This is a genomic window from Acinetobacter sp. 18QD2AZ41W, from assembly GCF_009829025.1.
Taxonomy (GTDB): domain Bacteria; phylum Pseudomonadota; class Gammaproteobacteria; order Pseudomonadales; family Moraxellaceae; genus Acinetobacter; species Acinetobacter pseudolwoffii.
In genome coordinates, this window is the sequence record NZ_WURP01000008.1 from 38,537 (window position 1) to 64,262 (window position 25,726).

Genomic DNA, 25,726 nt, shown 5'->3' on the forward strand with positions numbered 1-25,726 from the left:
CATGCAGCAGATCAATTTGGAACACGTCAAAGTTGCTGTGGTGGGTGCGGGAACCATGGGAATTGGCATTGCGCAACTGGCCGCCATGCACGGGCATCCGACCTATGTGTTTGACCTCGATCGCAGCAAAGTTCAGAGTGCCTTGACTGCTTTAAAGGCGCAGCTTGGCAAGCGGGTACAGAATGGCAAAATGACCCAGCAATTGCTGGAGAGTACCTTCGCCAATCTGATCGTGGCCGAAGATATTCAACAGTTGGTCGATGCGGGCTTGATTATTGAAGCCATTGTCGAAAAGAAAGAAGTGAAACAAAATCTGTTTCAACAGCTGGCTGCCATTTGCCCGGAACAGACGATTTTTGCTTCCAATACCTCATCGATTTCCATTACCGCAATTGCCTCGGCTATTCCGAATCCCGAGCGGGTGATTGGGCTGCATTTCTTTAATCCGGCACCAATCATGAAGCTGGTCGAGATTATCCGCGGACTGAGAACCTCAGCAGCGATTGCCGATGCAGTATTTGAGCTAATGAAGGGCTGGAACAAAGTTCCAGTCAGAGCCAAATCGACTCCCGGTTTTATCGTCAATCGTGTCGCACGGCCTTATTATGCCGAAGCCTTTCGTGCCTTGCAGGAAAATGCCACCACACCGGAACAGCTCGATTACATCATGCGCGAATGTGGCCGTTTTGCCATGGGGCCGTGTGAACTCACGGACTTGATTGGACAGGATGTGAATTTTTCGGTGACACAAAGTGTCTATCAGGAATTTTTCTATGAGCCACGCTACCGCCCATCCTTGATTCAAAAAGAACTGGTCGATGCCGGCTGTTACGGCCGCAAGTCTGGACAGGGTTTTTATGATTACGCTCAGGCCAAGCCTGCATCAGTGTATGAATTGCCAGTGTGTTATGCCAAGTTGCTGAATAAGCTCAAAGTCACGGTAAAAGGTGAATGGCTGCATTCATTAGCACTGATTGAACGTTTAAAACAGGCATCTCATGTGGAACTGAGTTTTCAGGTAGCAGAACAGAATGAAATCCTGATTGGTGATCTTTCCTTGCGTTTATCGCTTGGAGAGTCGGTTGAACTGGCTTATCCGCATGACCCGGTGGTGTTGATGGACTGGCATGCAGACTGGAGCAATGCTAAGGCGATTCCAGTGGTGGCATCACCGGCTTGTAGTGAAGAACAGCGTCAAGCGGCAGAACTATTCCTAATAGGTATGAATGTGATACCAATTTGGTCTAAGGACCATCCAGGTCTTTATGTTATACGTAGTATCGCCATGCTGGTGAATGAAGCGTGTGAAGCCGTTTTGCATGATATTGCATCAGAACAAGATATTGATTCTGCTATGAAATATGGTGTGAATTATCCTTGTGGTCCATTTGATTGGGCAGATAGAATTGGATATTACACAATTTTGCAAATTTTAGAAAATATGTATCATGTTTATGGTGAAGATCGCTATAGAACTAGTATATATTTAGCAAAGAAAGCGGTGCAGGGACATGCACAGAAAACTCAGCAGCAACCATTACGCGTGGCGGGCTAAAAGGAAGAATCATGCAACAGGTTTATATTTTTGATGGAATACGCACCCCGATCGGACGCTACGCCGGTGGACTGAGCAGTATCCGTAGCGATGATCTGGCAGCGCTACCGATTCAATATCTCAAAGATCAGTATCCTGCATTGCCATGGGCAGAACTGGACGAATTCATTTTAGGCTGTGCCAATCAGGCCGGTGAAGATAACCGTAATGTGGCTCGTATGGCGGCTTTACTCGCAGGACTACCTGAATCTGTTCCAGCGCTAACCGTGAACCGCTTATGTGCCTCAGGTCTGGATGCCATTGGACTGGGAGCACGTGCTATCAAATCGGGTGAAGCACAATTTATTTTGGCGGGTGGGGTAGAATCCATGAGCCGTGCGCCTTTTGTGCAGTCTAAACCGACCTCAGCGTTTAGCCGTACTCCAGAAATTTATGACACCACCATTGGCTGGCGTTTTATCAACCCAAAATTTAAAGCCCAGTTTGGCGTTGACAGCATGCCGGAAACAGCCGAAAACGTGGCTGAAAAGTATCAGATCAGTCGCGCAGATCAGGACCTGTTTGCCTATCGCAGCCAGCAGAAAACCGCAGTAGCACAGCAAGAAGGTATTTTTGCCGAAGAAATTCTGCCGGTAGAGGTTAAAGGGCCAAAGAAAACCATCCTGACCATTTCCCAGGACGAGCACCCGCGCGCAGAGACGACACTGGACAATCTGGCCGCCTTAAAAACCCCATTTCGTAAAGAAGGCGGTTCGATCACGGCTGGTAATGCTTCAGGTGTCAATGACGGTGCGGCTTGCGTATTACTCGGCAATCAGCAATTTTCCGAGCAGTATGGTTTGCGCCCGAAAGCCAAAGTGATCGGGATGGCCAGTGCCGGTGTTGAAGCCAAATATATGGGCATTGGCCCGGTGCCAGCGGTACAGAAAGTCTTGAAACAAACCGGACTCAGCCTGGAACAGATGGACGTGATCGAGCTGAATGAAGCATTCGCAGCGCAATCGCTGGCTGTGATTCGGGAATTGGGCCTGCAAGATGATGATGCAAGAATCAACCCGAATGGCGGTGCTATCGCTTTGGGTCATCCACTGGGTATGAGTGGTACCCGTCTGGTGATTACCGCTATGCATGAACTGAAACGCCGTCAAGGAAAATATGCACTGTGCACCATGTGTGTCGGTGTCGGTCAAGGTGTTGCACTGGTTTTAGAAAATATGGATTAAACACATCATTCAATCAATGAATTAAACCTTGGTCAGGAAGACTGCGTCAGGAGTAAGAATATGAATAACAATGCAATGGAAAAAATTGAAAAAGTATCGGTTGATGAGTTACGCAGTGTCCAGCTACAGCGGATGAAAAAGACCCTGCAGCATGCCTATCAGAATAGCCCTGTTTATAAAAAGAAATTTGATGATGCGGGTGTGCATCCGGATGATTTTAATTCTCTGGAAGACCTGGCCAAATTCCCGTTTACCACCAAACAGGATTTACGCGATAACTATCCGTTTGGCATGTTCGCTGTACCACAGGAACAGATTGTACGTGTGCACGCCTCTTCTGGCACCACCGGTCAGCCGACCGTGGTCGGTTATACCCAGAATGATATTAATGTCTGGTCAGACGTGGTGGCACGTTCATTACGCGCAGCCGGCTTGAGCAGTAAAGATATCATTCAGGTGTCTTATGGTTATGGCCTGTTTACTGGTGGTCTAGGTGCGCATTATGGCGTTGAACGCTTGGGTGCAACTGTGATCCCAATGTCTGGCGGACAAACCGATAAACAGGCGCAACTGATTCATGATTTTAAGCCGACGGCATTAATGGTTACGCCATCTTATTGTCTGAATATTATTGAAGCGCTGGAAAAGAAATTTGGTACAGCCAAAAACTGTTCGATTAAAACCGGCGTCTTTGGTGCAGAGCCATGGACCAATGAAATGCGCAAGGAAATTGAAGAGCGTCTGGGTATTGATGCCTTGGATATTTATGGCCTGTCAGAAGTGATGGGCCCGGGCGTCGCCATGGAATGTCTGGAATCCAAAGATGGCCCAACCATTTGGGAAGATCATTTTTATCCGGAAATTATCCATCCTGAAACCGGTGAAGTGCTGCCCGATGGCGAACTCGGTGAGCTGGTCTTCACCACCATTACCAAAGAAGGTATGCCGGTGATCCGTTACCGTACCCGTGATCTGACCCGTTTATTGCCTGGCACGGCACGTACCATGCGCCGTATGGACAAGATTGTTGGCCGCAGTGATGACATGATGATTATCCGTGGAGTGAATGTGTTTCCGTCGCAGATTGAAGAGCAGATTTTACAGATCCAGCAACTGATTCCGAACTATCAGATCCAGATTTGTAAACAAGGCCATCTGGATACATTGCATATCCGTACCGAAATGCGTAAAGATAGCAGTGATATTATGGCGCACCAGCTGGCCACTCAGCTAAAAAGCCAGATTAAAACCATGGTTGGTATCAGTGTCAGTGTCGAAGTTTTGCCAGAAGGCAGTCTGCCACGTTCTGAAGGCAAGGCACAGCGCATTTTCGATATCCGCAAGTCTGCATGAAGTCCTACTGGATGATGACTAAATGGTCTATCATCCAGTTTCTACAAGGTAAAGTTAAGCGTAATGAATCCGAAATTAAAACAAATCATTGATGACTTTATTCAAAATGAAGCACTCAGCGGAACCTCATTAATCATGACCATCTTCGGTGACTGTATTTTTCACCGCGGTGGCATTATCAGTCTGGCCAGCCTGATCCAGCTCATGGATGTCTTCGGCTTTAATGAACGTTCAGTAAGAACTGCTGTATTTCGTCTGGTACAAAATGGCTGGCTGGTCTCGGAGAAAATTGGCCGCACCAGTTATTACCGTGTCACCGAAAGCAGCCGCCAGCGTTTTGTTATGGCTGACCAAAAGATTTACAGTTTTAGCCATCAGGAATGGGATCAGAAATGGGATCTGGTGCTGCTCAGTTCAGTGGAACTGGACAATAAACTGATTCTGAAAAAAGAACTGGAATGGCTGGGCTTTGCCAATATCGCCACCAATGTTATGGCCTATCCGGGCTGTGACCACCAGAAACTGCAAAACCTGCTGCTGAATTTGAAAATGACCGATCAGGTGGTGGTGTTTAAAGCCGAAACCTTACAGCTCTGGCAGGAATCTTATCCAACCGTGAAGCGCATGGTTGCTACCAACTGGCCGGTGCAGGAATTACATCAGCGTTATGAAAAATTTATCACCGATTTTCGGGAATTCTTTCATCTGGTGGAACAGGAAGATGAGCTAGATCCGCTACAGGCATTTCAGTTGCGTATTTTGCTGATTCATCAATTCCGCCGGATTTTATTAAAAGATCCGAATCTGCCTTTTGAGTTATTGCCATCTAACTGGCTTTCCCTGAATGCCCGTAATCTGAGCAGCAATTTATATCAAACTGTGGTTGCAGCAGGTGATGAATTCTTTATAGAAATCGCGCGGACTTCGGAAGGTTCGATGCCGCCGGTACATCCACAATTTTATAAACGTTTTGGCGGTTTGCGACTAGAAGCCGTCAGTTAATCTAATTCTGCATTTTTAAAGGAATAAAATAATGCCGTGTTATGCCATTGATGGTGTGATTCCTGTGGTCAGCCCTCGTGCTTATGTACATCCGCAAGCCGTTCTGATCGGGGATGTGGTGATTGAAGAGGGTGTATATATCGGGCCTTTTGCTACTTTAAGAGCCGACTTTGGCGGGATTCATATCCAGAAAAATGCCAATGTTCAGGATTCCTGTACCATTCATGGCTTTCCCGGTAGCGTCACGCTGGTCGAAGAATATGGCCATATCGGACATGGCGCGATTTTACATGGTTGTATCATTCGCAAAAATGTACTGGTGGGCATGAACAGCGTGATTCTGGATGAAGCCGAAATTGGTGAAAATACCATTATCGGTGCTAATAGTACGGTTAAAGCCAAAGCTCAAATTCCGGAAAACTCACTGGTACTCGGTAGTCCAGCGCGGGTGATTCGTCCCTTGGATGTCAAAGAAATCGTCTGGAAAAGCAAAGGGACGCAGGAATATATTCAGCTGACAGAGCGCTGCTTGTCCTCGATGCAGGAAGTTGAACCGTTGTCTGAAGATTCAGCAGATCGCCTGAACTATCAGGCCTTTGATGCAGAATATCAAATTAAAAAGAATCATTAATTTAGCACTTGGCTGATGATTGTATCAGCCAAGTTTTTTATTTCATTTATAAAAATTATAAACGGCGACATTGACCTTCTTTGTCACCATTGACCCGGTTATTGCCACCGATCGGTTGAATCAGATTGGATTCGCATTGCAGATTACCGTCCACCACATTGTCATTTACAGTAATTTTTTGGGTATTCTTTTTCAGCTGGATATCACCCTCTACCTGATTGGCAGTGAGCTGAATCGTCTGACCGCCTTCTAGCTGGATATTGCCGTCAATCCGGTTATGTTGTGCCAGAACCGAGCTAAAACGTCCTTTCGATTCCAGATTGCCATCAATCGCAGTATTTGAAATTACTGCTTGAGCACCCTGATACAGCATGACATTGCCTTTAATGGTGGCATTATCAATCTGACAGTTTTGGCTGATACTGACATTATCATCAATCGTGCGATCTTTAATGCTACCGTGACAGTGATAATCTGCGAAACTTGCGCTTGATAAACAAAGTAGTGCTAAACCTGAAAGTAATTTTATCATCATGATCCTTGGTGTATTTTTAATGCACTTTAACCATAATTTTTGAATATGACATTTTGATGACGGCACTCAAACGTAGTGTGGGCTTTAGGTTAGCGTATGTTAACGTACCAAAATCATTTCCAGCACGAATTTAGAACTAATAAAACCCAGTGCCAACAAGCCAAAACCGAGCAGGGTAAAGCGCACAGCTTTCTGGCCACGCCAGCCAAACTTCCAGTGTCCGATTAATAGTGAACCATAAACCAGCCAGGAAATAATACTGAACGCAGTTTTATGTGCCAGATGTTGGGCGAAGAAATTATCGATGGTGAAAAAGCCAAAGCTCAAAGCGAGCGTAAGTCAAACAAAACCGGTCATCAGCATATCAAACAGGAGTGATTCCATGTCTTGATAAGAAGGTAACAAACTCACCCAAACCCGGCGTTTTTGCTTCTTTTTCAGCTCGCGATCCTGAAGCCGCAAGATCACGGCCTGAATGGTCGCCATGTAGATGAAGGATATAAAAATCTATCATTTCCATTTCAGGAAGTTGCAATTCAGCCACCTGTATTACAGGTTGAATGGAACTTTTATCAGTTAATTGGTTATATGAGTACCTGGTCAGCCGTAAAAGCAGCAACTCAAGCACTCGGACATAATCCACTGAATGTACTGGCAGATGCCTTATTGCCAGAATGGGAAGATCCAGAATTGCCTAGAGTCATTCGCTGGCCATTGTCGGTGCGGGTAGGGAACATTCATCCGAAATGATATTTTCATACAGCTAAACTTCCGGATATTCAGCAACTAGATTCCTGGTATTGAATATCTTTAAATATATTTTGACCATTTTAACAATACATTTTCTACAGTACTGCCACTACTTGGAGCTGTACTACCTTTGTTGCTTGGCGCGATAAATTCAGAACGAGGCACCACAATATTAGAACCCGCGCCAAAGGTATTCTGTTGCTGGATGGTATTGGTATAAGGCGGCTTACCTTGGGTGCTGATAGCACCTACAATCGAAGGACCACTGCTACAACCAGAACTGCTCTCGACTGTACTTCTGGCATAGACATCTCCATAGACCTGTGCACAGGTGCCAACACGAATTACCCGATTTGACATCAACGCCACATAGCCCAGATCTAGTTTTTTTACCGCAGTATCATTAATCGTGACCATTAAAGAATTACCAGAAGCATCTTGGCCAATACGATAGGCAAATTCATTGGCACTTTTACACAGATTGGTCGGTGTTAAATAGCGGCTTGATTCAGTTGCAGGTTGAGTCAAGGGTGCACCTGAAATCGTAGTACCAGTGACAGTTTTATATGGCCGGTCACAAATCAGGGCTGCTAAACCATTCCGTAAAACGTTATAAGGTGAGTAGATATAAGGGGAGAGGGCAACGGCATCAATATCTTCTTCAGCCAGAAAAGTATTGGTAAAGGTACCTGTACGGGTATGGCCGGTTAAAATCAGTTTACCTTCAAAATAAAAAATCCCGGGTGCAAATGCAGCATTATCTAGAGGTGAAGCTTCTGAGGTGGTCCGGATATGCCAGGTATTCACCCCAGCAAGATAGTCATAGTCATTATCCACTCCCAAGGTTTTCCCGACGCTGATCCGTGGTAAATAGCTGATAATCGGGCTGGTACAGGTGCCATTGCTTGCAGTCAGGCAGATCGCACCAATATATTTTTTGCCCCCATAACTGTAATCCCCAATGGCAAAACCGCGTTCGCTGACTAAAGTTTTAGTCCCGTTGGCTGCCACGGCATATTGTTTATTGTCCTGATACAGATAAGTGATGTTGGTGGATTTATTTTGCAAATAATTCAGATAGACATAAGAGATGCCATTTTGTTTGGTAAAAATATAGTTGGCATCATATTTGTAGACGCGTACATCGACTTTGGTGGAGAAATTCATTTTGTCATCAATACGCTGGCCGATCAGTGCGGTATCTACTGTCTGGGGAATGGTAAAATCCAGTCCCGGCACTGTTTTCTGTTTTTCATTGACAGAGCCTTTAATGCCCGACTTGATTCCAATCACTTCTCCAGTCAGATAAACACTGCCTTCAATATCCTTACCAATCAGGCCATCCAGTAAGCGTAAATTTTTATTGGCATAGACATTTTTGCCAATCCAGCTGGTACTGAGTCGTACCGCAACATTATTGGTCAATGAAATAGTATTGAGACCCTTAGCATAGACCGAACCATTGACCTTGGCATTGGTATCCAGATCAACATAATCATAGGCTTTGACATCACCTGTCACTTCACTATTAGAAATATCTACCTGTTTACCAGATTCAATATTTCCATAAACCTTACTAAAAATGGATACGGAGACTGCACCATGCGTCTGGATGGTATTGGCTTTGGCATTGGTTCTTAAAATGACTTTGTCATTCGAGTAAATATTTTGTACCGAAGAACCTTCAGCAATTTCGACTTCACCTTGGGCCTGGATCGTTTTAGCCGTAGAGTTGAGAGCAAGATGAACCCTGCTTAAAGAAGAAATATTTTCGGCATTCACCCCGGTTTGCAGTTTGACCCAGCCTTTGGCATTAATCTCCCCAAAGTTTCCAGGATTGGTAATATGTACATTCCCTCTGGCATTGATATCAATTTTGGTATTGCCGCAGCGGGTAGTGGAACAATCAATAATTACATCTCCAGTAGAATTGATAGTCAACTGGCTAATATTGCTGGTTTTAAATCCTGCTTGGATCGAGGTATTGCCATCCACATTTAAGGTGACCTGACTATTAGGTGTTTCAGCTTTGATTTCTGTACCGGACATAAAAGTCGTTCCGGTGAAATTCAATGCAAGATTTTCCTGAACAGCCGTGATTTGACCATTTTTCACTGTCAGTTCATAGACTGCCTGAATGGTAGTCGCCGCTTTGGCGGTCATGTTATTCGAGCTGATGTCAGCGGTCACGACACAAGTTGTTCCTGAGGCGGTACAGCCGGACACCCGAATATTCTGGGCAATAATCTCTTTACTGTTCGCTTCATAGCGTAAGGGTAGGGTTTCGCCATGGAGGTCAGCCACTTTGCTGATATTGATTTTGCCCTGTTGTAGCAGGTATTCACGAAAGGCGCTGACACCTGCCCAGCCCATCAACTGAGCATTGGTCTGGGCATGAGCAGCCACAGAGGCATCTTTTTTACTGGCTAAGGTTTTGGCCACAGAGGCTGTAATCAGCATTACACTGATGCCAATCAGCAAAACCAGCAAAATTGTCGCCATGCCTTTTTGATGATGAATCGCCTGCATCTGTGTTCCCCTTTACTAAGTGGCCTTGATGTTATTGAGACAAATCAGGCTTTGAATTTTTTCTCCCAAGCCTGTCATCTCAGGACGGAAAGCGGTCAAGCTGATCTGCTTTGTACCTACTGGAGTACTGTTAATTCCAAAAGGTCGGCACTCTCCCTGACTCAAGGCATAGCGAAAAATCGGCGTGGTGGAGTTATTGTTAATGGAAACAATAGCCTGACTCTCCTGCCAGGTTCCCTCAGTCAATGCGGTGGTCGTGCCACAAGCATCTTTTTTCATAAGTACCAGTCGATGCATTCTTAAGCCATTTTCAGTAGTGATTTTTTCAGCCACCCCCTGACACTGATAACTGACGGGAACACTGTCTAGCTCGGGGATAAAACGCCAAAAAACGGCCGGATTTCCAAAATGCGTCCCGATCTGAATATCATTTGCCAAGCCTGAACCATAACCGGCATTCTGAATAAATTTTTCCAGAACCAGTAAACCGGTCTGGATCTGGGCATCATATTCAGCACTTTGAGAAGAGCGGACCGAAATTTGTGAAATCTGTCTGAACAGCATCAGCAGCATAATCATGCATAACATGGAGATAAGCAGGCCAATCATCAGTTCAATCAGGGTAAAGCCATTCGCACGCATATCTATTTCCCCACGATATAGCAATCAGAACTGAGGGTTCCCTCTGCACAGGATTGGGCAATATTCTTTTGGGTACTAACGGCCAGTACAGGCCATTCAACCGGAATCCCATTGATGTCAATTTTTTCGGTAGCACACGCCATGTGATAAGTTTGCTGGGCCAAACTGAAACTATTCAAATCAATCGAGCTGCAAAGTGATGCAGAAGCCGGAGTATTTAATGCATTTTGGAGTTTATTTTGCATGGTATTGATAATGATAGAGTTCACCTGCATCTCTTTTTGTAGCTTTAACATATAAGACACAGCGGCAGTACTTCCCAAAATGATAATACCGAAGATCATCAGAGCCACTAGAGACTCGATCAGGGTAAAGCCAGATTGTTTAAAAGAGGGTGAATTCAGCATTTTCATTATTCTTCTCCACTTTTAAACTCAGACTGCTACTGTTCACACAAGACGATCCGGCCGGTGCAATCAGTACGCCGGCGGCATTAAATGCCAGACATTGAAAAGCAGTCTGATCCTGGCGAATAACAATGCCTTGAGCCAAGGATGAATTGAAAAGAACGGTATGATCGGCAGATGCCACATTGCAGAGATCGCTACTATTTTGTGCAAGACGGAGTACAGATAAAGTATGTGAAAGTGCATTCCAGCACACACTGACTGCGGGATGGTTTAAAGGCTGGTTATTGGTATTTCTTAGGGCAGCTGTCTTGGCTTGGGCAACTGTATTTTTTAAAGTCGAAATTCCACTATTAATCTGGCTACGATCCACCCAGCTTCGCGTTAAGGCACTTCCGATCAACAGCAAGATACTTAACACGGTAATGGTGATCATTAATTCGATCAGGGTGAAACCACCGGATTGGCGCAATAGAAAAGGCTGTGAGCACATATCAGTTGGTCCACTCTGTATTTCCACAACCGGTTGCTGTGCGGGTGCCTTGATGGTTCAGACTGAGTTGGCAGTCTGCTACCCGTGAGTCAGTACCAGTGGCTTTCAATGTATAGGTGGAGCCATCAGTAGATTGATACTGATAGGAAAAAGTATCAGAGGTTGGGTTCCAGGTACTAAACATAGTACTGCTCTTTAAAGCAGCACTATTGCTGAGGTTTGCAATTGGATAATTTAAAGTACGTTGATAAAAATTTTCTGCTGAGAGGGATAAGGCAATTAAATTCGACTGTGCTTCTTTAATCTTCGACTTGGTAATATAGTTCTGATAGCTGGGCACAGCAATCATCGCAAGGACTGCAATCACTGCCACCACAATCATTAGCTCAATTAAAGTAAAGCCTTTTATCTTATTCATATTTACCTCATCTTATTTTATTTATCCTTTTGAATAATTTGCAAAAATTAATGCAAATCCAGATTTTTCTAGAAAAGGATTATAATTATAGGTAAAAAATAAATAGAAAAATTTGAGAAACATGAATCATTACAAAACTAAAACTTAAGCTATATCAAGGAGTAAAAATTAGTAACCCATATAAGGTAAGGTGTAGTTTTTTTGTTATAAATCCAATATAAAAATGCGATGAAAAAGAGCTAAGTAATATTCGGATAAAAATTATAAAAATACTGTCTCATGTTTGCATGGGTCTACAAGAAGCTTACTTGTCTTCAAGTATTTTCGTATAGAAAATGGGGAGTATCTGATCAACCATCAGAGCAGCGAAAAAGCCTTGCAATATGAACTTTTGCAACAGTTTGTACTTAAGATTCTGCCTGTGTGAGGAGATGCAGAACTTAACAGGGAGATGTACTGGCCATTATCAGTGCGTGCGGGGCGTATAATCCTTTAAAGAATACTCAAGCTAAAGCCTTTTCATTGAACAATGAATTGAATATTTCAAGGCTCAGAATTATCGCCCCAAGATCATTTCCAGCACAAATTTAGACCCAATAAAACCCAGTGCCAGCAAGCCAAAACCGAGCAGGGTAAAGCGCACGGCTTTCTGGCCACGCCAGCCAAACTTCCAGTGTCCGATTAATAGTGAACCATAAACCAGCCAGGAAATAATACTGAATGCAGTTTTATGTGCCAGATGCTGAGCAAAGAAATTGTCGATGGTAAAAAAGCCAAAGCCCAGAGCGAGGGTAAGTAAAACAAAACCGGTCATCAGCATGTCAAACAGCAGTGATTCCATGTCCTGATAAGAGGGTAATAAACTGACCCAAACCCGGCGTTTTTGCTTCTTTTTCAGCTCGCGATCCTGCAGTCGCAAAATCACGGCCTGAATGGTCGCCATGAGCAATACCGCATAAGCAGACAAAGACAGGATAATATGAATATCCAGACCCAAAGAGTTTTGTGCGATGATTTTTGCAGGCTGGGTAAAGACAAAGCCGAGAATTAAACCCGTGGCAGCCACTGGAATCCCGATCAGATTCAGGGCAATAATTGGACGATAAGTACTGTAAATAATGCTGAGTAACAGCATCAGACCAGAGGTAAAGGAAAACAGGGCAAAGACATCATAATTGATGCCAAGCGGGGTGTGCATATCGCCATATAAAACCAGCGCATGTAAGCCCAGTCCAAGCAGGGCAGTTAGCGAAACAAACCATTGATTAGGAGTACGTTTAGACATTAAATGAATGAACAGATACCAGAAGGAAGCGGTATAAGCGACTAATGCTAAGATCGTGTAAACCAAGGGGAGGCTAACCATGTCAAACCTTTTTAAGGGTGATGAATATTCATTTATATAAATTCGCTGCGAACTACAGTATCCTATAGCATTCTATGCATAAATTTTCTATTTTAAGAAACAATTTTTTGCTCATGGCTATTTTAAGCGGATTTTGCAATGTTTGATACCTTAACAGAACGACTCACGCAGAGTTTAAGAAATGTTACTGGCTCAGGGCAGCTAACCGAAGACAATATTAAAGATACGTTACGTGAAGTGCGTATGGCGCTTCTTGAGGCCGATGTTGCGTTACCTGTAACTCGTGAATTCATCGCGAAAGTTAAGGAAGAAGCATTGGGCCAGGAAGTGATGACTCAGTTATCTCCTGGACAGGCTTTTGTCAAAATCGTTCATGACGAATTGACCAAAATGATGGGCGAGGCCAATGAAAGCCTCGACCTCGCTGCAAAACCACCTGTTGTTGTCCTGCTGGCAGGTCTACAAGGTGCGGGTAAAACAACAACCGCAGCGAAACTTGCACGCTTCTTACAAGAACGTCAAAAGAAAAAAGTCGCGATGGTATCTGCTGACGTATACCGTCCAGCAGCGATCAAACAGCTACAAACGGTTGCAGGCGAAGTAGGTGCGATTTTCTTAGAATCTCACGCAGATGAACGCCCAATTGATATTGCAAAACGTGCAATTGAACAGGCAAAAATCCAGTTTGCTGATGTGCTGATTGTCGATACGGCAGGTCGTTTGCATATCGATGATGACATGATGGGTGAAATCAAAGAGCTGCATGCAGCGATTAACCCGACTGAAACCCTGTTCGTGGTCGATGCCATGACCGGTCAGGATGCAGCAAATACTGCCAAAGCATTCAACGATGCCTTGCCTTTAACCGGTGTGATCCTGACCAAAACCGATGGTGATGCACGCGGTGGTGCGGCACTGTCTGTGCGTGCCATTACCGGTAAGCCAATCAAATTCTTGGGTATGGGCGAAAAGCTTGATGCCTTGGAGCCATTCCATCCTGAACGTATCGCGCAGCGTATTTTGGGTATGGGTGACGTCCTTTCTTTGGTCGAAGAACTTGAGCGCAAGGTCGACAAAGAAAAAGCCGAAAAAATGGCGAAAAAACTGCAAAAAGGCGGCAGCTTCAACTTTGAAGATATGCTGATGCAGTTTGAGCAGATGAACAAGATGGGCGGCATGATGGGCTTCTTGGACAAACTTCCTGGCATGAGCAATGCCGGTCTGCAAGATGCGTTGGCCCAGGCCAATCCTGAAAAGCAGGTCAAGAAAATGGAAGCGATTATCCAGTCGATGACCATCAAAGAGCGCCGTAATCCAGACTTGATGAACCCAAGCCGTAAAAAACGTATCGCAGCAGGTTGTGGTATGGAAGTGGCGGAAGTCAACAAGTTGATTAAACAACATGCGCAAATGGCCAAGATGATGAAGAAATTTGCCAATCCGTCAGGTATGGCAAAAATGATGAAATCACTCGGTGGTTTGCAGAAACAGTTTGGCGGCGGCGGTGGCATGGGTCCACTGTTCGGCGGCAATGACAAGAAATAAGATTCTGATTTAAAAAAGGCGCGAAATGCGCCTTTTTTATTATGTATCAATCAGAAAACCGGTTTAAACAAAACAACATTTACTTACCCAAAATAAAAATCCAATCAGGCAGACTCAGGAACATCAGCACAAAACAAAGAGAAATTTAAAATGGCTCAAGTGATCATCGTCCATGGTTATACTGCAAGCCCGGAAGAAAACTGGTTTCCATGGATTCAGGAAAAAGCCCAACAGGAAAATGTCAGCTTAAAAGTACTGCGACTTGACCCATCGACCACACCCAAGTTGGAGGTGTGGGACCAGCAAATGCGTGAGCAGATTGAGGGGATTGATGAAGACAGTATTTTTATCGGGCATAGCCTGGGAACTGTGGCTGTATTGCATTACTTATCCAGAGAATTAAAACAGCAAAAGATTCAGCAATTGGTATTGATCGCAGGATTTAATGGCCGCTTGGGTCGTTTAGATGAAGTCAATCCGTTTATTGATGCTGCTGAGATCGATTTTGATCTGCTTAAACAGCAGGTGGCAGAACGTGTGGTGATTTATTCTGAAGGCGATGATCGGGTGGAGCCTGAATTTAGCCTGGAACAGGCAGACAGTCTGGATGCGATTGTGGTGAGTGCCAAGCATCAGGGACATTTTATCGATTCAGAAGGCTGTACCGATCTGCCAGAACTCTGGAAAGTGATTGAGCCTTATCTGATTAAAGCTGAATCTTAAGCAGGTTGTTGGATTCGTTCAATTTGCAAATTGAGTCTGAGATGGGATGCAAAAAGTTACTTGAATTTCATCTTCAGACTGTTTAATGGTAGTTTTTGTCAAAGCACTTTGTGCTCAATTATAATAAGTAAAACACGATGAAAAATATAATCAATAAAGTTTATATCGTGCCTGATTATCAGGCCACCTCAAATGACCATTGGTATCCGTGGCTGAGTCGCCAACTCAAAAATGTCGGTGTTGATTCAAAACGGATTATGCTGGCCAATCCTTTTCAGCCTGATCTAGAAGAATGGCAGCAGAATCTGAAACTGCATATTCCACACCTGGATGAGCATACGTTTTTAGTTGCCCATGGCCTGAGTGGACTCAGTGTTTTAAGTTTTTTACAGCAACATTATCTCCAGCAGCACCGCAAGACCGGCGGGGTCATTCTGGTTTCAGCTTTCGATACACCGCTGGTGGCCTGGTCGGAACTGAATAAAATGCTGCAGGCGACACGACTGGATCTGAACAACCTGCCGTATAGCTATAAACGCGCGGTCATGCTGATCTCCAGTAATGATCCTTTTGTACCTGCACCGGTTTCCCTGCGCCTGGCCCACAGCTTAAATGCTCAAATTTTTGAGATTAAAAAAGCCGGACATTTTAACAAATGTGATGGATTTACCGAATTTCCTCAATTGCTCGAAATCATGAAACTGTGTCTGGCAAATGAGCCGCAAAATGCTGCAAACCTTTAAGCAGAAGATCAGGTTCAATCCTCGGCTGATACGGCTCAAGATGTTGGGCAAACAGTGGAGCATCTCCACCGGTTAGTACCAGCTGTGCCGGAAAATCATGCAGCACTTTTTCAATGGTGCTGAGCAGACCGAGCAGAATGCCATGATGTACTGCATCGATGGTATTGCGTCCGGGATTGAGCTCAGAAAATGCGGCATCCGGAATTTTAATACCTTTGGTATTCTGAATCAGTGCATCACGTTGTAAATATAAATTTGGCAGAATAAAACCGCCTAAATGTTGTTGTCCTTGAATCAGGTCAATGGTCAGCGCTGTACCACAACTAATCACACAATAATTCTCATGAGGCTGGGTCGCGACAGCAAGTACCTGTAGCCAGCGGTCAATCCCCAGTTGTGCCGGTTCATCATAGCCACAAATCAGGCCAGCATATTGGGCCTGCACCTGAGCAAAAATCACTGGAATATGCAGACCATCTAATATACTAAGAATGCGCTCATTATTGACCTTGTCCTGAACCGAAGACAATCCGACCTGATCCAGATCCAGCGTTTTAAAGTGCTGAATCAGGCCAAGTAACAAATCGGCAGGGGATTGTAAATGTAATTCCGCTGCATGTTCAATGATCTGATCTTGTTCGGTAATCCAGTATTTGAGTCGGGTATTGCCAATATCTAGCCATAGTTTCTTCATGGATTATGCCTGTTCAAGGATTATTTTTGAGCCGTAATTGACCTTGGTAAAAGATGTGGACACCTGTTTCAGTCACGATTTTAACCGCGCCATCATCCTGAATACCCAGAAATTTTCCTGAATATTGCCCTTGCAGATCGGTAAATTCAACCCTCTCTTGGATAAAAGCGGCATGTCGATTGAAACGACCAGACAGATTCTGGCTGCCATAACTAAACCATTGTCCGGCTTGCTGAATCGCCAGATACAGTTCTGCAATCAGCTGAATGCGTGAACCCGGATGCAGGCCCAACTCATTCAATGAGGTCACTTGCTGCTCGGGAACCTCAGCAGACATTGGGCTGAGGTTGATCCCGACCCCGACCACCACCTGCGTAGGTGAAATCGGTTCCACCAGAATGCCGCCCCATTTGCCTTTGACGCTATACAGGTCATTCGGCCATTTTACTTGCAAGTCCTGCCCTTGTAGACTGGGCATTTGCAGGATATTTAACGCAATTTCCAGAGCCAAACGGCCATCGATGGGTTTTTGTGTATGCAGCAATGTGCTTAAATAGATATTCCCTTCAGGTGAAATCCACTGACGCTGGCGCTGTCCACGGCCTTGGGTCTGCACATGGCTGCAGACCAGAACCTGCTGTACCCCCTTGGTTGCCAATTCCCGCACATCGTCATTGGTCGATGTGGTAATCGGTTTGATGAGCAATACTTCCGGAAGCTGGCCTGCATCGCTTAATCGTTGTTGCAGTTCACGAGTTTCTACATCCATTTGAATCTAAACGTGGTAAATATCGTTATGGAGTTAATCATATATTTATTGATTGGTGCAATTGCAGGATTTACCGCTGGCCTGTTTGGGGTCGGTGGTGGTTTGATTATTGTGCCGATTCTGTACATTGTTTTTACCCAGCTCCAGTACGATCCCAGCGTGATTATGCACATGGCGGTGGGGACTTCTCTGGCTACCATTATTGTCACCTCGATCAGTTCGGTCATGGCGCATCATCAAAGAGGTGCCGTGTTGTGGTCGGTATTTCGTAATCTGGCACCCGGCTTGATTATTGGTTCCTTCCTGGGCGCAGGGATTGCTGACTATTTATCTGGTCAAGGCTTGCAGCTGTTGATCGGGTTCTTTGCAGTCTGGGTGGCGTTTAGAATGTTTAAAGGCGCCAATGTTCAGGTCGATCCGAATAAAAAATTGCCTTCAACCCCGGTACAACTCGCTGCGGGCGGTGGGATTGGTGTGGCATCGGCGATCTTTGGGATTGGTGGCGGTAGTCTGACAGTCCCGTTTTTGAATCGCTGTGGCATCGTGATGCAAAAAGCCGTGGCGACCTCTGCGGCTTGTGGATTGCCGATTGCCGTGGCAGGCGCACTAGGCTTTATCTGGTTTGGTCAACAGGCCCAGGTCACAGTACCAAATACGATTGGCTATATCCATATTTATGCCTTTATTGGCATCAGTATGATGAGTTTTTTTACCGCCAAACTCGGTGCAAAAGTGGCACATTTACTTTCACCTGCGGTACTGAAAAAATGTTTTGCGGCTTTACTGACCACCGTCGGCCTGTATTTTATTTATCAAGGTTTTATGGCCTGATTTAAGTTTTTAGGTTGAACTGATGTATCACCTAAGGAGAATGGTTCACTATTCTCCTTTTTTGTGAACTTGAGTTGGCTGTAGAGACACAAGATTGTCTGACAATGTCACAGTAATTATTGAAAAAATTCTGTCTAATAGCAACATAGCCCAAATCACGGGCTGAACCAGTATCCATAAAAATAAAGACAGGAACGGTATGCCATTAGAACAAGCACACAGTTTGTCTGAGCAGATTGCCAAACACATTAGCGAACAGATTATTCGCGGCGAATTGGTCGAAGGCGAACGTATACAGGAACTCAGGATTGCCTCGGAGCTGGATGTCAGTCGAGGGTCGGTTCGTGAAGCCCTGCTGTTGCTGGAACGCACCCAGCTGATTGAAATTTATCCGCGTCGCGGTGCCATTGTCTCGGAAATGTCGGCCTTGCAGGTGCGTGCCCTATTTGATATTACCTCTTTATTGCTGGGGCAGATGGTGCATCGTATGGCTGAAACCTGGCGGAGTCATGAAGCCGAGCGCATTCAGCTATTATTAGAACAATTAGAAGCAGAAACTCGCCAAGGACATACAGAAAAGTTTTATGATCTGATCTTTCAGGGCATGGCCCAGCAACATGAGATGGTCGGAAATCCCTATCTGATGCGCTACTATCAGGAACTGTTACCTTGCTTGCGGCGTAGCTATTTCCTGACCCTGAATATTTCCAGACGCGAGTTACAGGAATCTTTCGACTTATTTAAACTGGTCACTGAAGCAATTTTGATACGAAAAACCCATCAGGCCGCTTTATTTATGGAAGATTTTTGTCGACACTTACGCAACCTTGTGTTGGAATCTCTGACACGGATGAAACAAATTGAACTCGCGTGGGCCAGACGCTCACGACGTTAAATCAGGACATTATGCGTTTAAGCAGTTTAAAACTTTCAGGCTTTAAATCTTTTGCCGACAGTACCACTTTACATTTTAAAGATAATCGTACTGCAGTCGTGGGACCGAACGGGTGTGGTAAATCTAACGTCATTGATGCCATACGCTGGGTCATGGGCGAGTCCAGTGCGCGCCAGCTGCGTGGTGGCAGCATGCAGGACGTGATTTTTACCGGAACTGCCAAGCGTAAACCGGTGGGTATGGCCAGTGTAGAACTGCGCTTTGACAATACCTATGGCAAACTGGGCGGTGCTTATAATGCCTATAATGAACTGGCAGTCCGCCGTCAGGTCAACCGCGATGGCAAGTCTGAATATTTCCTGAATGGCAGCAAATGCCGTCGTCGTGACATTACCGATATTTTTCTGGGCACCGGTCTGGGGCCACGTTCTTACGCGATTATTGAACAGGGCATGATCAACCGTCTGGTCGATGCCAAACCGGATGAAATGCGGGTCTATATTGAAGAAGCTGCCGGGGTTTCGCGTTATCAGGCACGGCGCCGTGAAACCATGCTGCATCTGGATCACACTACGCAAAACCTGTCGCGTCTGGAAGATATTGCCTCTGAACTTAAATCTCAGTTAAAAACCCTGAAACGTCAGGCTGAAAGCGCGATTCAATATAAGCAACTGGAAGAACAGATTCGCAGCATCAAGATTGAAATCCTGTCTTTCCAGTGTGAACAAAGCCAGCGCTTGCAAGAAGAATATACCGTGGAGATGAATACTCTCGGAGATAATTTTAAGCTGGTGCGTTCCGAGCTGACTACGGTTGAACATGATTTAGGTCGTACCAGTGAACTGTTTCAGCGTCTGATTCAGCAATCGACACCTTTGCAAAGTGAATGGCAACAGGCCGAGAAAAAACTGGCCGAACTGGAAATGACCTTGCAGCAAAAACAGTCTTTGCTCGAGCAAAATTCCACCAGTCTGGTCAAGCTGGAACAGCAAAAAGCCCAGACCAAAGAGCGTTTGCAATTGATTGAACTGCAACTCGATACCTTGCAGCAGCAAGCTGAAGATCAGCAAACACAATTGCAGCAGCAAGATGGCCAGAATCAGGCGCAGAGCCAAAATCTGGCTGATCTCAAATCACAACATACAACAGTCGCGGCACAATTTGCCCAGATCAAAACTCAGGTCGAACAGCAGCAGCAGCGTAAATTACAGATGTTGGCTCAAAGCGAGCAACTGGCCAAGAATATTGAGCGGATTGAACAGCAAAAACAGACCGTACAGCAACAGAGCATACAGATTCAGCATCAAGCGCAACAAGATGAGTTGGAACAATATCAACAAGACAAGACTGAGATCGAACAGCAGCTATTCACATGTGAAGCGCAACGCACTGTATTGCAAGATCAATTGGCTCAAGTTCAGACCGAGCAGGCAGAACAGCAGCAGTGCTTGATGCAGTTAAAATCTGAAATTCAGGTGCTGCATTCAGAACAGAACAACCTCAGTCAATTGCTGACCAAAGCCAATCCACATGCCAAGGCCGATGCACTACAGCTAATGCATGTACTTAAGCTCAACGATGCAGGCAAAGACCATGCAAAGCTGATCGAAAAGTTTCTGGCAAAATGGCTGTCTGCCCAGATTCTGGCAGAGGGTGAAAACTTTCTTGAAGATCGGGCGCGTCAGTTAAAGCCATATGCTGTACAGGATAAAATTCAGATTGCCAATACGGTGTGTCTGGCCGACTGGATTGAATCTCCACAGCATTCACTGTGGCAGCAGGTTGCAGTTGTAGATTCATTAGCGCAAGCCTTGAAACTTCAAACTGGGCTTTTGCAAGGTCAGACCCTACTCAGTCTGGATGGCTATCAGGTTGGGCCTGATTGGGTGATTGCGCTGGATTATGATGAATCGAGCCAAGCCGCTCAGGGCGCATTGAGTCATCGTATCCGTCTGGAGGAAATCGAGCTTCAGTTATCAGCACTGAATAGCCAACTTAGTCAGGCTGAAGAGCAACTGCCTGAACTGAATCTTCGGATGAAGGAGTTAAAAACCCAGATTCAAACGATCAGTGAGCAGTACAAGCACACACAAAAGCAACTGCAACAACTCGATGTCAATATTGCCAAAGTTCAAAGTAGTGCTCAGGCTTTCGCATTACAGAAGCAGCAATTACAGCATCAGCTGCAACAACTGGATGAGCAGCTAGGAGAAGATGCCATGCAGAAAGACGATCTGGAAATTGACCTGCATGCCCTGAATATCAAGCTGGAACAAGCGCTACCAAATTATAAAACCCTGCAATTCCAGCTGGAAGCATTGAGCACTCAGTTAGATGACTCGCAGCAGCTTAGCCAGCAAGCGCAGCAGGAACTGGAACTGCTGCGCCGTCAAAGCGTACAGAGTCAGCAGCAGATTGAATTGCTGGAAAAAGATCAGGTATTTTTAATAGAACAGTATCAACAAATTAATCTACAAATCGAGCAAGCCAAGAAATTTGTCGATCCGGTACAGCTGGAATTGCCTGCTTTACAGAGCCAGTTTAATGAACAGGCGCAGATCACTGAAAAGCTGCAAAAAACCTGGGCCGACTGGCAGATCGAATTAAATCAGGTGCAGAGCAAGCAGCAGCAGTTGACTGAACAGCGTCACAGTTTCCAGCAGCAGGATGAAAAACTGCGTACAGCACTGGAAGCCAAACGTCTGGCCTGGCAGGCAGCCAAATCTGATTTGCAGCATTATTCAGAACAATTAAAAGAACTGAATCATGAAGTCATCAGCGGTTTAACTATTGATGTCAAAACCCATCAGGCGAAACTGGAAAAAGCTCAGGTGCAGTTCGATAAGCTCGGTGCAGTGAATCTGGCGGCTTCTGAAGAATATAAAGAAGTCTCGAAACGCTATGAGGAACTGAGCCACCAGATGCAGGATCTGGAAAATACTGTGGAACAGCTACAAGCTGCGATGAAAAGTATTGATCAGGAAACCCGCAAACTGTTTATGCACACTTTTGATCAAGTCAATGCCGAACTGCAAAACCTGTTCCCGAAAGTATTTGAAGGGGGCGAGGCGAGTTTAAGTCTTGAAGATGGATGGCAATCGGGTGTAAAACTGATGGCCCGACCACCGGGTAAACGTAATAGCTCCTTGGCATTACTCTCCGGTGGGGAGAAGGCTTTAACTGCATTGGCACTGGTATTCGCGATTTTTCGCTTAAATCCGGCACCTTTTTGTGTACTCGATGAAGTCGATGCACCACTAGATGATGCCAATGTGGGACGTTTTTGTAATTTAGTCAAAGAGCTTTCTGAACACGTGCAATTTATTTATATTACCCATAACAAACTTGCAATGATGATGGCGACTGATCTTTTAGGTGTAACCATGCCTGAACCGGGAACCTCAAAATTAGTGACAGTAAATTTGGAACAGGCAAAAGAATACGGCTTAGCTGCGGAGGTATAATATGGAAATCACCACCATTATCGGGATTGTGATAGCAATTGTCATCATGCTGTTCGGCATCAGAATGCTGTTCAAAAAACCTGTAGAGGCTGTACCGTCACTGGATGCCAACCTGCATATCGATCCTGACAGCCAGACCCCTGTCATTCCAAGGCATGTGCGTTCGCAACTGGCGAAACAGGAAGCAGAACCGGCACAGCGTGTAGAGCCAAGCCTGCGTGTAGAAGAACCGGCCCCTGAAAAGCCCTCAGCATTTCGCAAGCCTGAACCGATCTTGGCTGAGCCAGCAGTGCTTGAGACAGCTGCAGCGGTCGAGCCGAGTCCAGTGACCGAAGCTGAAGTCGTGGCAAGTTCTGCAAGCACAGAAGCAGCCGAAACATCAGTGGAGCAAAAGCCGGCCGAAGTAGAAGCGGAAAATAACCAGACGGAAGATAAAGATACCGCTGTTGAATTCAGTCTGAACAGCAGTATTGAAAAAGCAGAAATTTCTGAATTTAATGATGAAAGCAGTATTCTGGATGCTCATCTGCATGAACAGAAAATAGTGGATGAAGAAAGTGCCTTATCCAATGCTGAAACGATTATTTCTCTGCATATCTATCCGCAAGGCCGGGTACTTTCAGGTGATAAAACCCTGAAAGTCTTGTTGAAATATGGTCTGCGTTATGGCGAACTGGCCTGTTTCCACCGCTATAGTGAAGATGATTCAAAACTGCTGTTTTCGGTACTGCAAATGACGGATACCGGCATGGAAGGTTTTGATCTGGAAACTCTCTCGACTCAGGAAGTCAAAGGTCTGGCCTTCTTCCTGGCTTTGCCGCATAGCGATGTACAAAATGCCTTTGATACCATGGACAGTATTTCACGTCTGATTGCCCGTGAAGTGGATGGTCTGGTCTACGATCAGAACCAGCAGGAATTTACCCCACAATTACGTGAATTCTGGCGCCATCAGGCGATTGATTATCGCGCGGGTCAACCTACAGAAGTTTAAGCGGTTTTGTTCGATCTGCAAGTTGAATCTGTGGACTGCAATTTTTATAATAGCCAAAAGCTGAATATTCTACAGGGCGGATTTTCCGCCCTTTTTTATGGTGAAATTATGACCCAAGATGCCACTGTCATTGCGCAAATGCGTCAACTGATTCAACTGCTTGCCAAGCATAATCATGCTTATTATGTGATGGATCAACCGAGCATTGAAGACAGTGAATATGATCAGCTCTTTCATCAGCTCAAAGCTTTAGAACAACAATATCCCGATCTGATCCAGCCGGATAGCCCGACCGATAAAGTCGGCGGGCAGGCACTTGCAAAATTTGTGAGCATTACTCACGCCGTTCCGATGCTGTCCTTGGGCAATGTCTTTAATCAGGACGATCTTTTTGCTTTTGCTCGCCGTATTGAAGAGCGTTTGCCGAATCAAAAAATCGAATATGATGTAGAACTGAAATTTGACGGTCTGGCCATTTCCCTGTGGTATGAGCATGGCGTATTGACCCGTGGTGTGACTCGCGGCGACGGGGAAACCGGTGAAGATATTACCCAGAATGTCAGAACCATTCGCAACCTGCCGAAGCTGTTATCAGCAGTAAATGGCGTTATTCCCGATTTGCTGGAAGTACGCGGCGAAGTATTGATGCCGAAATCGGGCTTTGAAAAACTGAATGCCGCCAATGCAGCAAAAGGTGAAAAGACCTTTGCCAATCCGCGTAATGCCGCGGCAGGAAGTTTGCGCCAGCTCGATCCGAATATTGCCGCATCACGGCCACTGGCTTTTTATGCTTATGGAATTGCGCAGTGTGTACCGTATCATGGTCAACGCAGCATGTCGGACAGTCTGGAATGGCTGAGTCAGTTTGGTTTTGCTGTAGGTGAGCGCCACTTTATTTGTGACAGTATTCAGGACGTGCAAAAAGTCTATGAACAGATCATTGAGGAACGTGCCAGTCTCAGTGTAGAAATCGATGGCATGGTGATTAAAGTCAATGACCTGAAACAGCAGCAGCAACTCGGTTTTCTGAGCCGGGAGCCGCGTTGGGCCACCGCCTATAAATTTCCGGCAGTTGCCGCCTTGACCACCGTTGAAAATATTAACTGGCAGGTGGGTCGTACCGGAACTCTGACACCGGTGGCACGTTTGAATCCGGTGGCGGTCGGCGGTGTCACGGTGTCCAATGTGACCCTGCATAATATTGGTGAAATTCACCGTCTGGATGTACGCATTGGCGATACGGTCAGTGTTTACCGCAGTGGTGATGTGATTCCTAAAGTCGAAAAAGTCTGGCCGGAATTCCGTCCGGTAGATACCGTTGAAGTGCATTTACCAGAAAAATGTCCAGTCTGTGATTCACCGGTAGTGATGCCTGAAGGTGAAGCTTTGGCACGTTGTTCGGGTGGACTGTATTGTGCCGCACAGCGGATTGAGGCGATTCGTCATTTTGTTTCGCGCAAGGCCATGGACATTGAAGGTCTGGGCGATCGCTGGGCAGAATCTTTGCTGCATCTGAACCTGCTCAAGGATGTCTCGGATATTTACCACCTGCATGAACATCGTGAGACCTTGCTCGGTATTGAAAAGATGGGAGCCAAATCGGTTCAGAATTTAATAGACTCTATTGAGAACAGTAAGAAAACCACATTGGCCGCATTTATTTATGCACTCGGTATTCGTGGCGTCGGTGAAACCACAGCACGTATGCTGGCCAATACCTTCCAGACACTGGAGGCACTGCGTCAGGCAGATCTGGAGGCATTAAAGAAAACTCCGGATGTGGGCGCTATTACTGCTGAATGGATTCTGGATTTCTTCCAGGCACCGCATAATCTGGAAGTTCTAGACCGTTTACTGGCCGCGGGCATTCACTGGGATGCGCCAGTTGCACCGACCCGTCAGCCACTCAATGGCGAAAGTTGGGTCGTGACCGGAACCTTAAGCAGTATGGGGCGCGATGAAGCGACTCAATTACTTCAGGCACTGGGTGCGCGAGTCAGCGGCAGTGTATCCAGTAAAACCAAATGCGTGGTAGCCGGTGAAAAAGCTGGTTCTAAACTGGACAAGGCAGAAAAGCTGGGTGTAACGGTCATCAATGAGGAACAGTTCATTGCCCTGATGAAAGAGCATGGGCAAATCGAAGACTAATCAGTTCTAAACAATG

Annotated in this window: 22 protein-coding genes and 2 pseudogenes; 14 read left to right on the plus strand and 10 right to left on the minus strand. The window is 45.5% G+C overall.

From position 1 onward, the window contains the following. Position 1 precedes the first annotated feature (1 nt). From GVV58_RS11480 to GVV58_RS11500, 5 genes are all read left to right on the plus strand, one after another. Positions 2 to 1,555 (plus strand): 3-hydroxyacyl-CoA dehydrogenase, encoded by a 1,554-nt coding sequence (locus tag GVV58_RS11480; protein WP_159516604.1) that lies wholly within the window; start codon positions 2 to 4, stop codon positions 1,553 to 1,555. 11 nt (positions 1,556 to 1,566) lie between these two features. Then, positions 1,567 to 2,778: a 3-oxoadipyl-CoA thiolase gene (gene pcaF / locus GVV58_RS11485; protein ID WP_159516605.1), complete on the plus strand. Its 1,212-nt coding sequence runs from the start codon at positions 1,567 to 1,569 to the stop codon at positions 2,776 to 2,778. Positions 2,779 to 2,838: 60 nt separating this feature from the next. Beyond that, positions 2,839 to 4,131, plus strand: coding sequence for a phenylacetate--CoA ligase PaaK (gene paaK, locus GVV58_RS11490; protein ID WP_159516606.1), 1,293 nt, complete (start codon positions 2,839 to 2,841; stop codon positions 4,129 to 4,131). 63 nt (positions 4,132 to 4,194) lie between these two features. After that, positions 4,195 to 5,133 carry a phenylacetic acid degradation operon negative regulatory protein PaaX gene (paaX, locus tag GVV58_RS11495; RefSeq protein ID WP_159516607.1) on the plus strand — a complete coding sequence of 313 codons (939 nt, stop codon included), beginning with the start codon at positions 4,195 to 4,197 and terminating at the stop codon, positions 5,131 to 5,133. A 31-nt stretch (positions 5,134 to 5,164) separates the two neighbouring features. Beyond that, a complete protein-coding gene (locus GVV58_RS11500) occupies positions 5,165 to 5,764 on the plus strand; it encodes a DapH/DapD/GlmU-related protein (RefSeq protein WP_005172447.1) in 600 nt (199 codons plus the stop codon). 55 nt (positions 5,765 to 5,819) lie between these two features. On the opposite strand, the gene GVV58_RS11505 is transcribed toward GVV58_RS11500, so the two are convergent. Both GVV58_RS11505 and ccsA (GVV58_RS11510) read right to left on the minus strand, forming a co-directional pair. Beyond that, on the minus strand, positions 5,820 to 6,296 hold the full coding sequence (locus GVV58_RS11505; protein WP_005172445.1) for a hypothetical protein: 477 nt from the start codon (positions 6,294 to 6,296) through the stop codon (positions 5,820 to 5,822). Between the two features lie 102 nt (positions 6,297 to 6,398). Continuing rightward, positions 6,399 to 6,791: pseudogene (gene ccsA / locus GVV58_RS11510) on the minus strand (cytochrome c biogenesis protein CcsA); the annotation flags it as partial. Between ccsA (GVV58_RS11510) and GVV58_RS11515 the strand changes: the two are divergent. Next, positions 6,780 to 7,049: pseudogene (locus tag GVV58_RS11515) on the plus strand (class I SAM-dependent methyltransferase); the annotation flags it as partial. The pseudogenes ccsA (GVV58_RS11510) and GVV58_RS11515 overlap by 12 nt on opposite strands. Before the next feature lie 60 nt (positions 7,050 to 7,109). Here the strand turns inward: GVV58_RS11515 and GVV58_RS11520 are convergent. From GVV58_RS11520 to ccsA (GVV58_RS11545), 6 genes are all read right to left on the minus strand, one after another. Beyond that, complete coding sequence (locus GVV58_RS11520; RefSeq protein ID WP_159516608.1) at positions 7,110 to 9,578, minus strand: hypothetical protein; 2,469 nt, start codon at positions 9,576 to 9,578, stop codon at positions 7,110 to 7,112. A gap of 15 nt (positions 9,579 to 9,593) precedes the next feature. After that, positions 9,594 to 10,220 (minus strand): prepilin-type N-terminal cleavage/methylation domain-containing protein, encoded by a 627-nt coding sequence (locus tag GVV58_RS11525; RefSeq protein WP_159516609.1) that lies wholly within the window; start codon positions 10,218 to 10,220, stop codon positions 9,594 to 9,596. A 2-nt stretch (positions 10,221 to 10,222) separates the two neighbouring features. Continuing rightward, a complete protein-coding gene (locus GVV58_RS11530) occupies positions 10,223 to 10,633 on the minus strand; it encodes a type II secretion system protein (protein WP_159516610.1) in 411 nt (136 codons plus the stop codon). Next, complete coding sequence (locus GVV58_RS11535; RefSeq protein ID WP_159516611.1) at positions 10,605 to 11,120, minus strand: prepilin-type N-terminal cleavage/methylation domain-containing protein; 516 nt, start codon at positions 11,118 to 11,120, stop codon at positions 10,605 to 10,607. The genes GVV58_RS11530 and GVV58_RS11535 overlap by 29 nt, the downstream gene beginning before the upstream one ends. A gap of 1 nt (position 11,121) precedes the next feature. Then, on the minus strand, positions 11,122 to 11,538 hold the full coding sequence (locus tag GVV58_RS11540; protein ID WP_100534712.1) for a type IV pilin protein: 417 nt from the start codon (positions 11,536 to 11,538) through the stop codon (positions 11,122 to 11,124). Between the two features lie 556 nt (positions 11,539 to 12,094). Further along, a complete protein-coding gene (gene ccsA / locus GVV58_RS11545) occupies positions 12,095 to 12,904 on the minus strand; it encodes a cytochrome c biogenesis protein CcsA (protein ID WP_159516612.1) in 810 nt (269 codons plus the stop codon). Positions 12,905 to 13,042: 138 nt separating this feature from the next. Between ccsA (GVV58_RS11545) and ffh the strand changes: the two genes are divergently transcribed. The 3 genes from ffh (at position 13,043) to GVV58_RS11560 (ending at position 15,915) form a co-directional block, all read left to right on the plus strand. Further along, positions 13,043 to 14,449, plus strand: a complete 1,407-nt coding sequence (ffh, locus tag GVV58_RS11550; RefSeq protein ID WP_100355530.1) for a signal recognition particle protein — start codon at positions 13,043 to 13,045, stop codon at positions 14,447 to 14,449. Positions 14,450 to 14,599: 150 nt separating this feature from the next. Next, the gene (locus GVV58_RS11555) at positions 14,600 to 15,172 is read left to right on the plus strand and encodes an alpha/beta hydrolase (protein WP_005095930.1); all 573 of its coding nucleotides are present in this window, start codon (positions 14,600 to 14,602) and stop codon (positions 15,170 to 15,172) included. A gap of 137 nt (positions 15,173 to 15,309) precedes the next feature. Then, positions 15,310 to 15,915: an alpha/beta hydrolase gene (locus tag GVV58_RS11560; protein ID WP_005172434.1), complete on the plus strand. Its 606-nt coding sequence runs from the start codon at positions 15,310 to 15,312 to the stop codon at positions 15,913 to 15,915. Here GVV58_RS11560 and GVV58_RS11565 read toward each other — a convergent pair. Next, positions 15,866 to 16,609, minus strand: coding sequence for a type III pantothenate kinase (locus tag GVV58_RS11565; protein ID WP_005172432.1), 744 nt, complete (start codon positions 16,607 to 16,609; stop codon positions 15,866 to 15,868). The two genes, GVV58_RS11560 and GVV58_RS11565, sit on opposite strands and share 50 nt — an antisense overlap. Before the next feature lie 13 nt (positions 16,610 to 16,622). Continuing rightward, on the minus strand, positions 16,623 to 17,378 hold the full coding sequence (locus tag GVV58_RS11570; RefSeq protein ID WP_159516613.1) for a biotin--[acetyl-CoA-carboxylase] ligase: 756 nt from the start codon (positions 17,376 to 17,378) through the stop codon (positions 16,623 to 16,625). Positions 17,379 to 17,405: 27 nt separating this feature from the next. Between GVV58_RS11570 and GVV58_RS11575 the strand changes: the two genes are divergently transcribed. The 5 genes from GVV58_RS11575 (at position 17,406) to ligA (ending at position 25,710) form a co-directional block, all read left to right on the plus strand. Beyond that, the gene (locus GVV58_RS11575) at positions 17,406 to 18,209 is read left to right on the plus strand and encodes a sulfite exporter TauE/SafE family protein (RefSeq protein ID WP_005172427.1); all 804 of its coding nucleotides are present in this window, start codon (positions 17,406 to 17,408) and stop codon (positions 18,207 to 18,209) included. Positions 18,210 to 18,408: 199 nt separating this feature from the next. Continuing rightward, a complete protein-coding gene (locus GVV58_RS11580; protein WP_005095938.1) occupies positions 18,409 to 19,104 on the plus strand; it encodes a GntR family transcriptional regulator in 696 nt (231 codons plus the stop codon). 11 nt (positions 19,105 to 19,115) lie between these two features. Then, on the plus strand, positions 19,116 to 22,568 hold the full coding sequence (gene smc, locus GVV58_RS11585) for a chromosome segregation protein SMC (RefSeq protein WP_159516628.1): 3,453 nt from the start codon (positions 19,116 to 19,118) through the stop codon (positions 22,566 to 22,568). Position 22,569: 1 nt separating this feature from the next. Further along, entirely contained in the window at positions 22,570 to 23,562 is a 993-nt protein-coding gene (locus tag GVV58_RS11590) for a cell division protein ZipA C-terminal FtsZ-binding domain-containing protein (RefSeq protein ID WP_100355523.1), read from the plus strand. Between the two features lie 108 nt (positions 23,563 to 23,670). Then, the gene (ligA, locus tag GVV58_RS11595; protein WP_159516614.1) at positions 23,671 to 25,710 is read left to right on the plus strand and encodes an NAD-dependent DNA ligase LigA; all 2,040 of its coding nucleotides are present in this window, start codon (positions 23,671 to 23,673) and stop codon (positions 25,708 to 25,710) included. The last annotated feature ends 16 nt before the right edge of the window (positions 25,711 to 25,726 follow it).

Excerpts from the sequence above, each read along its gene's own strand:
- GVV58_RS11480 (WP_159516604.1), top strand. The coding sequence starts at position 2 with ATGCAGCAGATCAATTTGGAACACGTCAAAGTTGCTGTGGTGGGTGCG.
- pcaF (WP_159516605.1), top strand. The coding sequence starts at position 1,567 with ATGCAACAGGTTTATATTTTTGATGGAATACGCACCCCGATCGGACGC.
- paaK (WP_159516606.1), top strand. The coding sequence starts at position 2,839 with ATGAATAACAATGCAATGGAAAAAATTGAAAAAGTATCGGTTGATGAG.
- paaX (WP_159516607.1), top strand. The coding sequence starts at position 4,195 with ATGAATCCGAAATTAAAACAAATCATTGATGACTTTATTCAAAATGAA.
- GVV58_RS11500 (WP_005172447.1), top strand. The coding sequence starts at position 5,165 with ATGCCGTGTTATGCCATTGATGGTGTGATTCCTGTGGTCAGCCCTCGT.
- GVV58_RS11505 (WP_005172445.1), bottom strand. The coding sequence starts at position 6,296 with ATGATAAAATTACTTTCAGGTTTAGCACTACTTTGTTTATCAAGCGCA.
- GVV58_RS11520 (WP_159516608.1), bottom strand. The coding sequence starts at position 9,578 with ATGCAGGCGATTCATCATCAAAAAGGCATGGCGACAATTTTGCTGGTT.
- GVV58_RS11525 (WP_159516609.1), bottom strand. The coding sequence starts at position 10,220 with ATGCGTGCGAATGGCTTTACCCTGATTGAACTGATGATTGGCCTGCTT.
- GVV58_RS11530 (WP_159516610.1), bottom strand. The coding sequence starts at position 10,633 with ATGAAAATGCTGAATTCACCCTCTTTTAAACAATCTGGCTTTACCCTG.
- GVV58_RS11535 (WP_159516611.1), bottom strand. The coding sequence starts at position 11,120 with ATGTGCTCACAGCCTTTTCTATTGCGCCAATCCGGTGGTTTCACCCTG.
- GVV58_RS11540 (WP_100534712.1), bottom strand. The coding sequence starts at position 11,538 with ATGAATAAGATAAAAGGCTTTACTTTAATTGAGCTAATGATTGTGGTG.
- ccsA (WP_159516612.1), bottom strand. The coding sequence starts at position 12,904 with ATGGTTAGCCTCCCCTTGGTTTACACGATCTTAGCATTAGTCGCTTAT.
- ffh (WP_100355530.1), top strand. The coding sequence starts at position 13,043 with ATGTTTGATACCTTAACAGAACGACTCACGCAGAGTTTAAGAAATGTT.
- GVV58_RS11555 (WP_005095930.1), top strand. The coding sequence starts at position 14,600 with ATGGCTCAAGTGATCATCGTCCATGGTTATACTGCAAGCCCGGAAGAA.
- GVV58_RS11560 (WP_005172434.1), top strand. The coding sequence starts at position 15,310 with ATGAAAAATATAATCAATAAAGTTTATATCGTGCCTGATTATCAGGCC.
- GVV58_RS11565 (WP_005172432.1), bottom strand. The coding sequence starts at position 16,609 with ATGAAGAAACTATGGCTAGATATTGGCAATACCCGACTCAAATACTGG.
- GVV58_RS11570 (WP_159516613.1), bottom strand. The coding sequence starts at position 17,378 with ATGGATGTAGAAACTCGTGAACTGCAACAACGATTAAGCGATGCAGGC.
- GVV58_RS11575 (WP_005172427.1), top strand. The coding sequence starts at position 17,406 with ATGGAGTTAATCATATATTTATTGATTGGTGCAATTGCAGGATTTACC.
- GVV58_RS11580 (WP_005095938.1), top strand. The coding sequence starts at position 18,409 with ATGCCATTAGAACAAGCACACAGTTTGTCTGAGCAGATTGCCAAACAC.
- smc (WP_159516628.1), top strand. The coding sequence starts at position 19,116 with ATGCGTTTAAGCAGTTTAAAACTTTCAGGCTTTAAATCTTTTGCCGAC.
- GVV58_RS11590 (WP_100355523.1), top strand. The coding sequence starts at position 22,570 with ATGGAAATCACCACCATTATCGGGATTGTGATAGCAATTGTCATCATG.
- ligA (WP_159516614.1), top strand. The coding sequence starts at position 23,671 with ATGACCCAAGATGCCACTGTCATTGCGCAAATGCGTCAACTGATTCAA.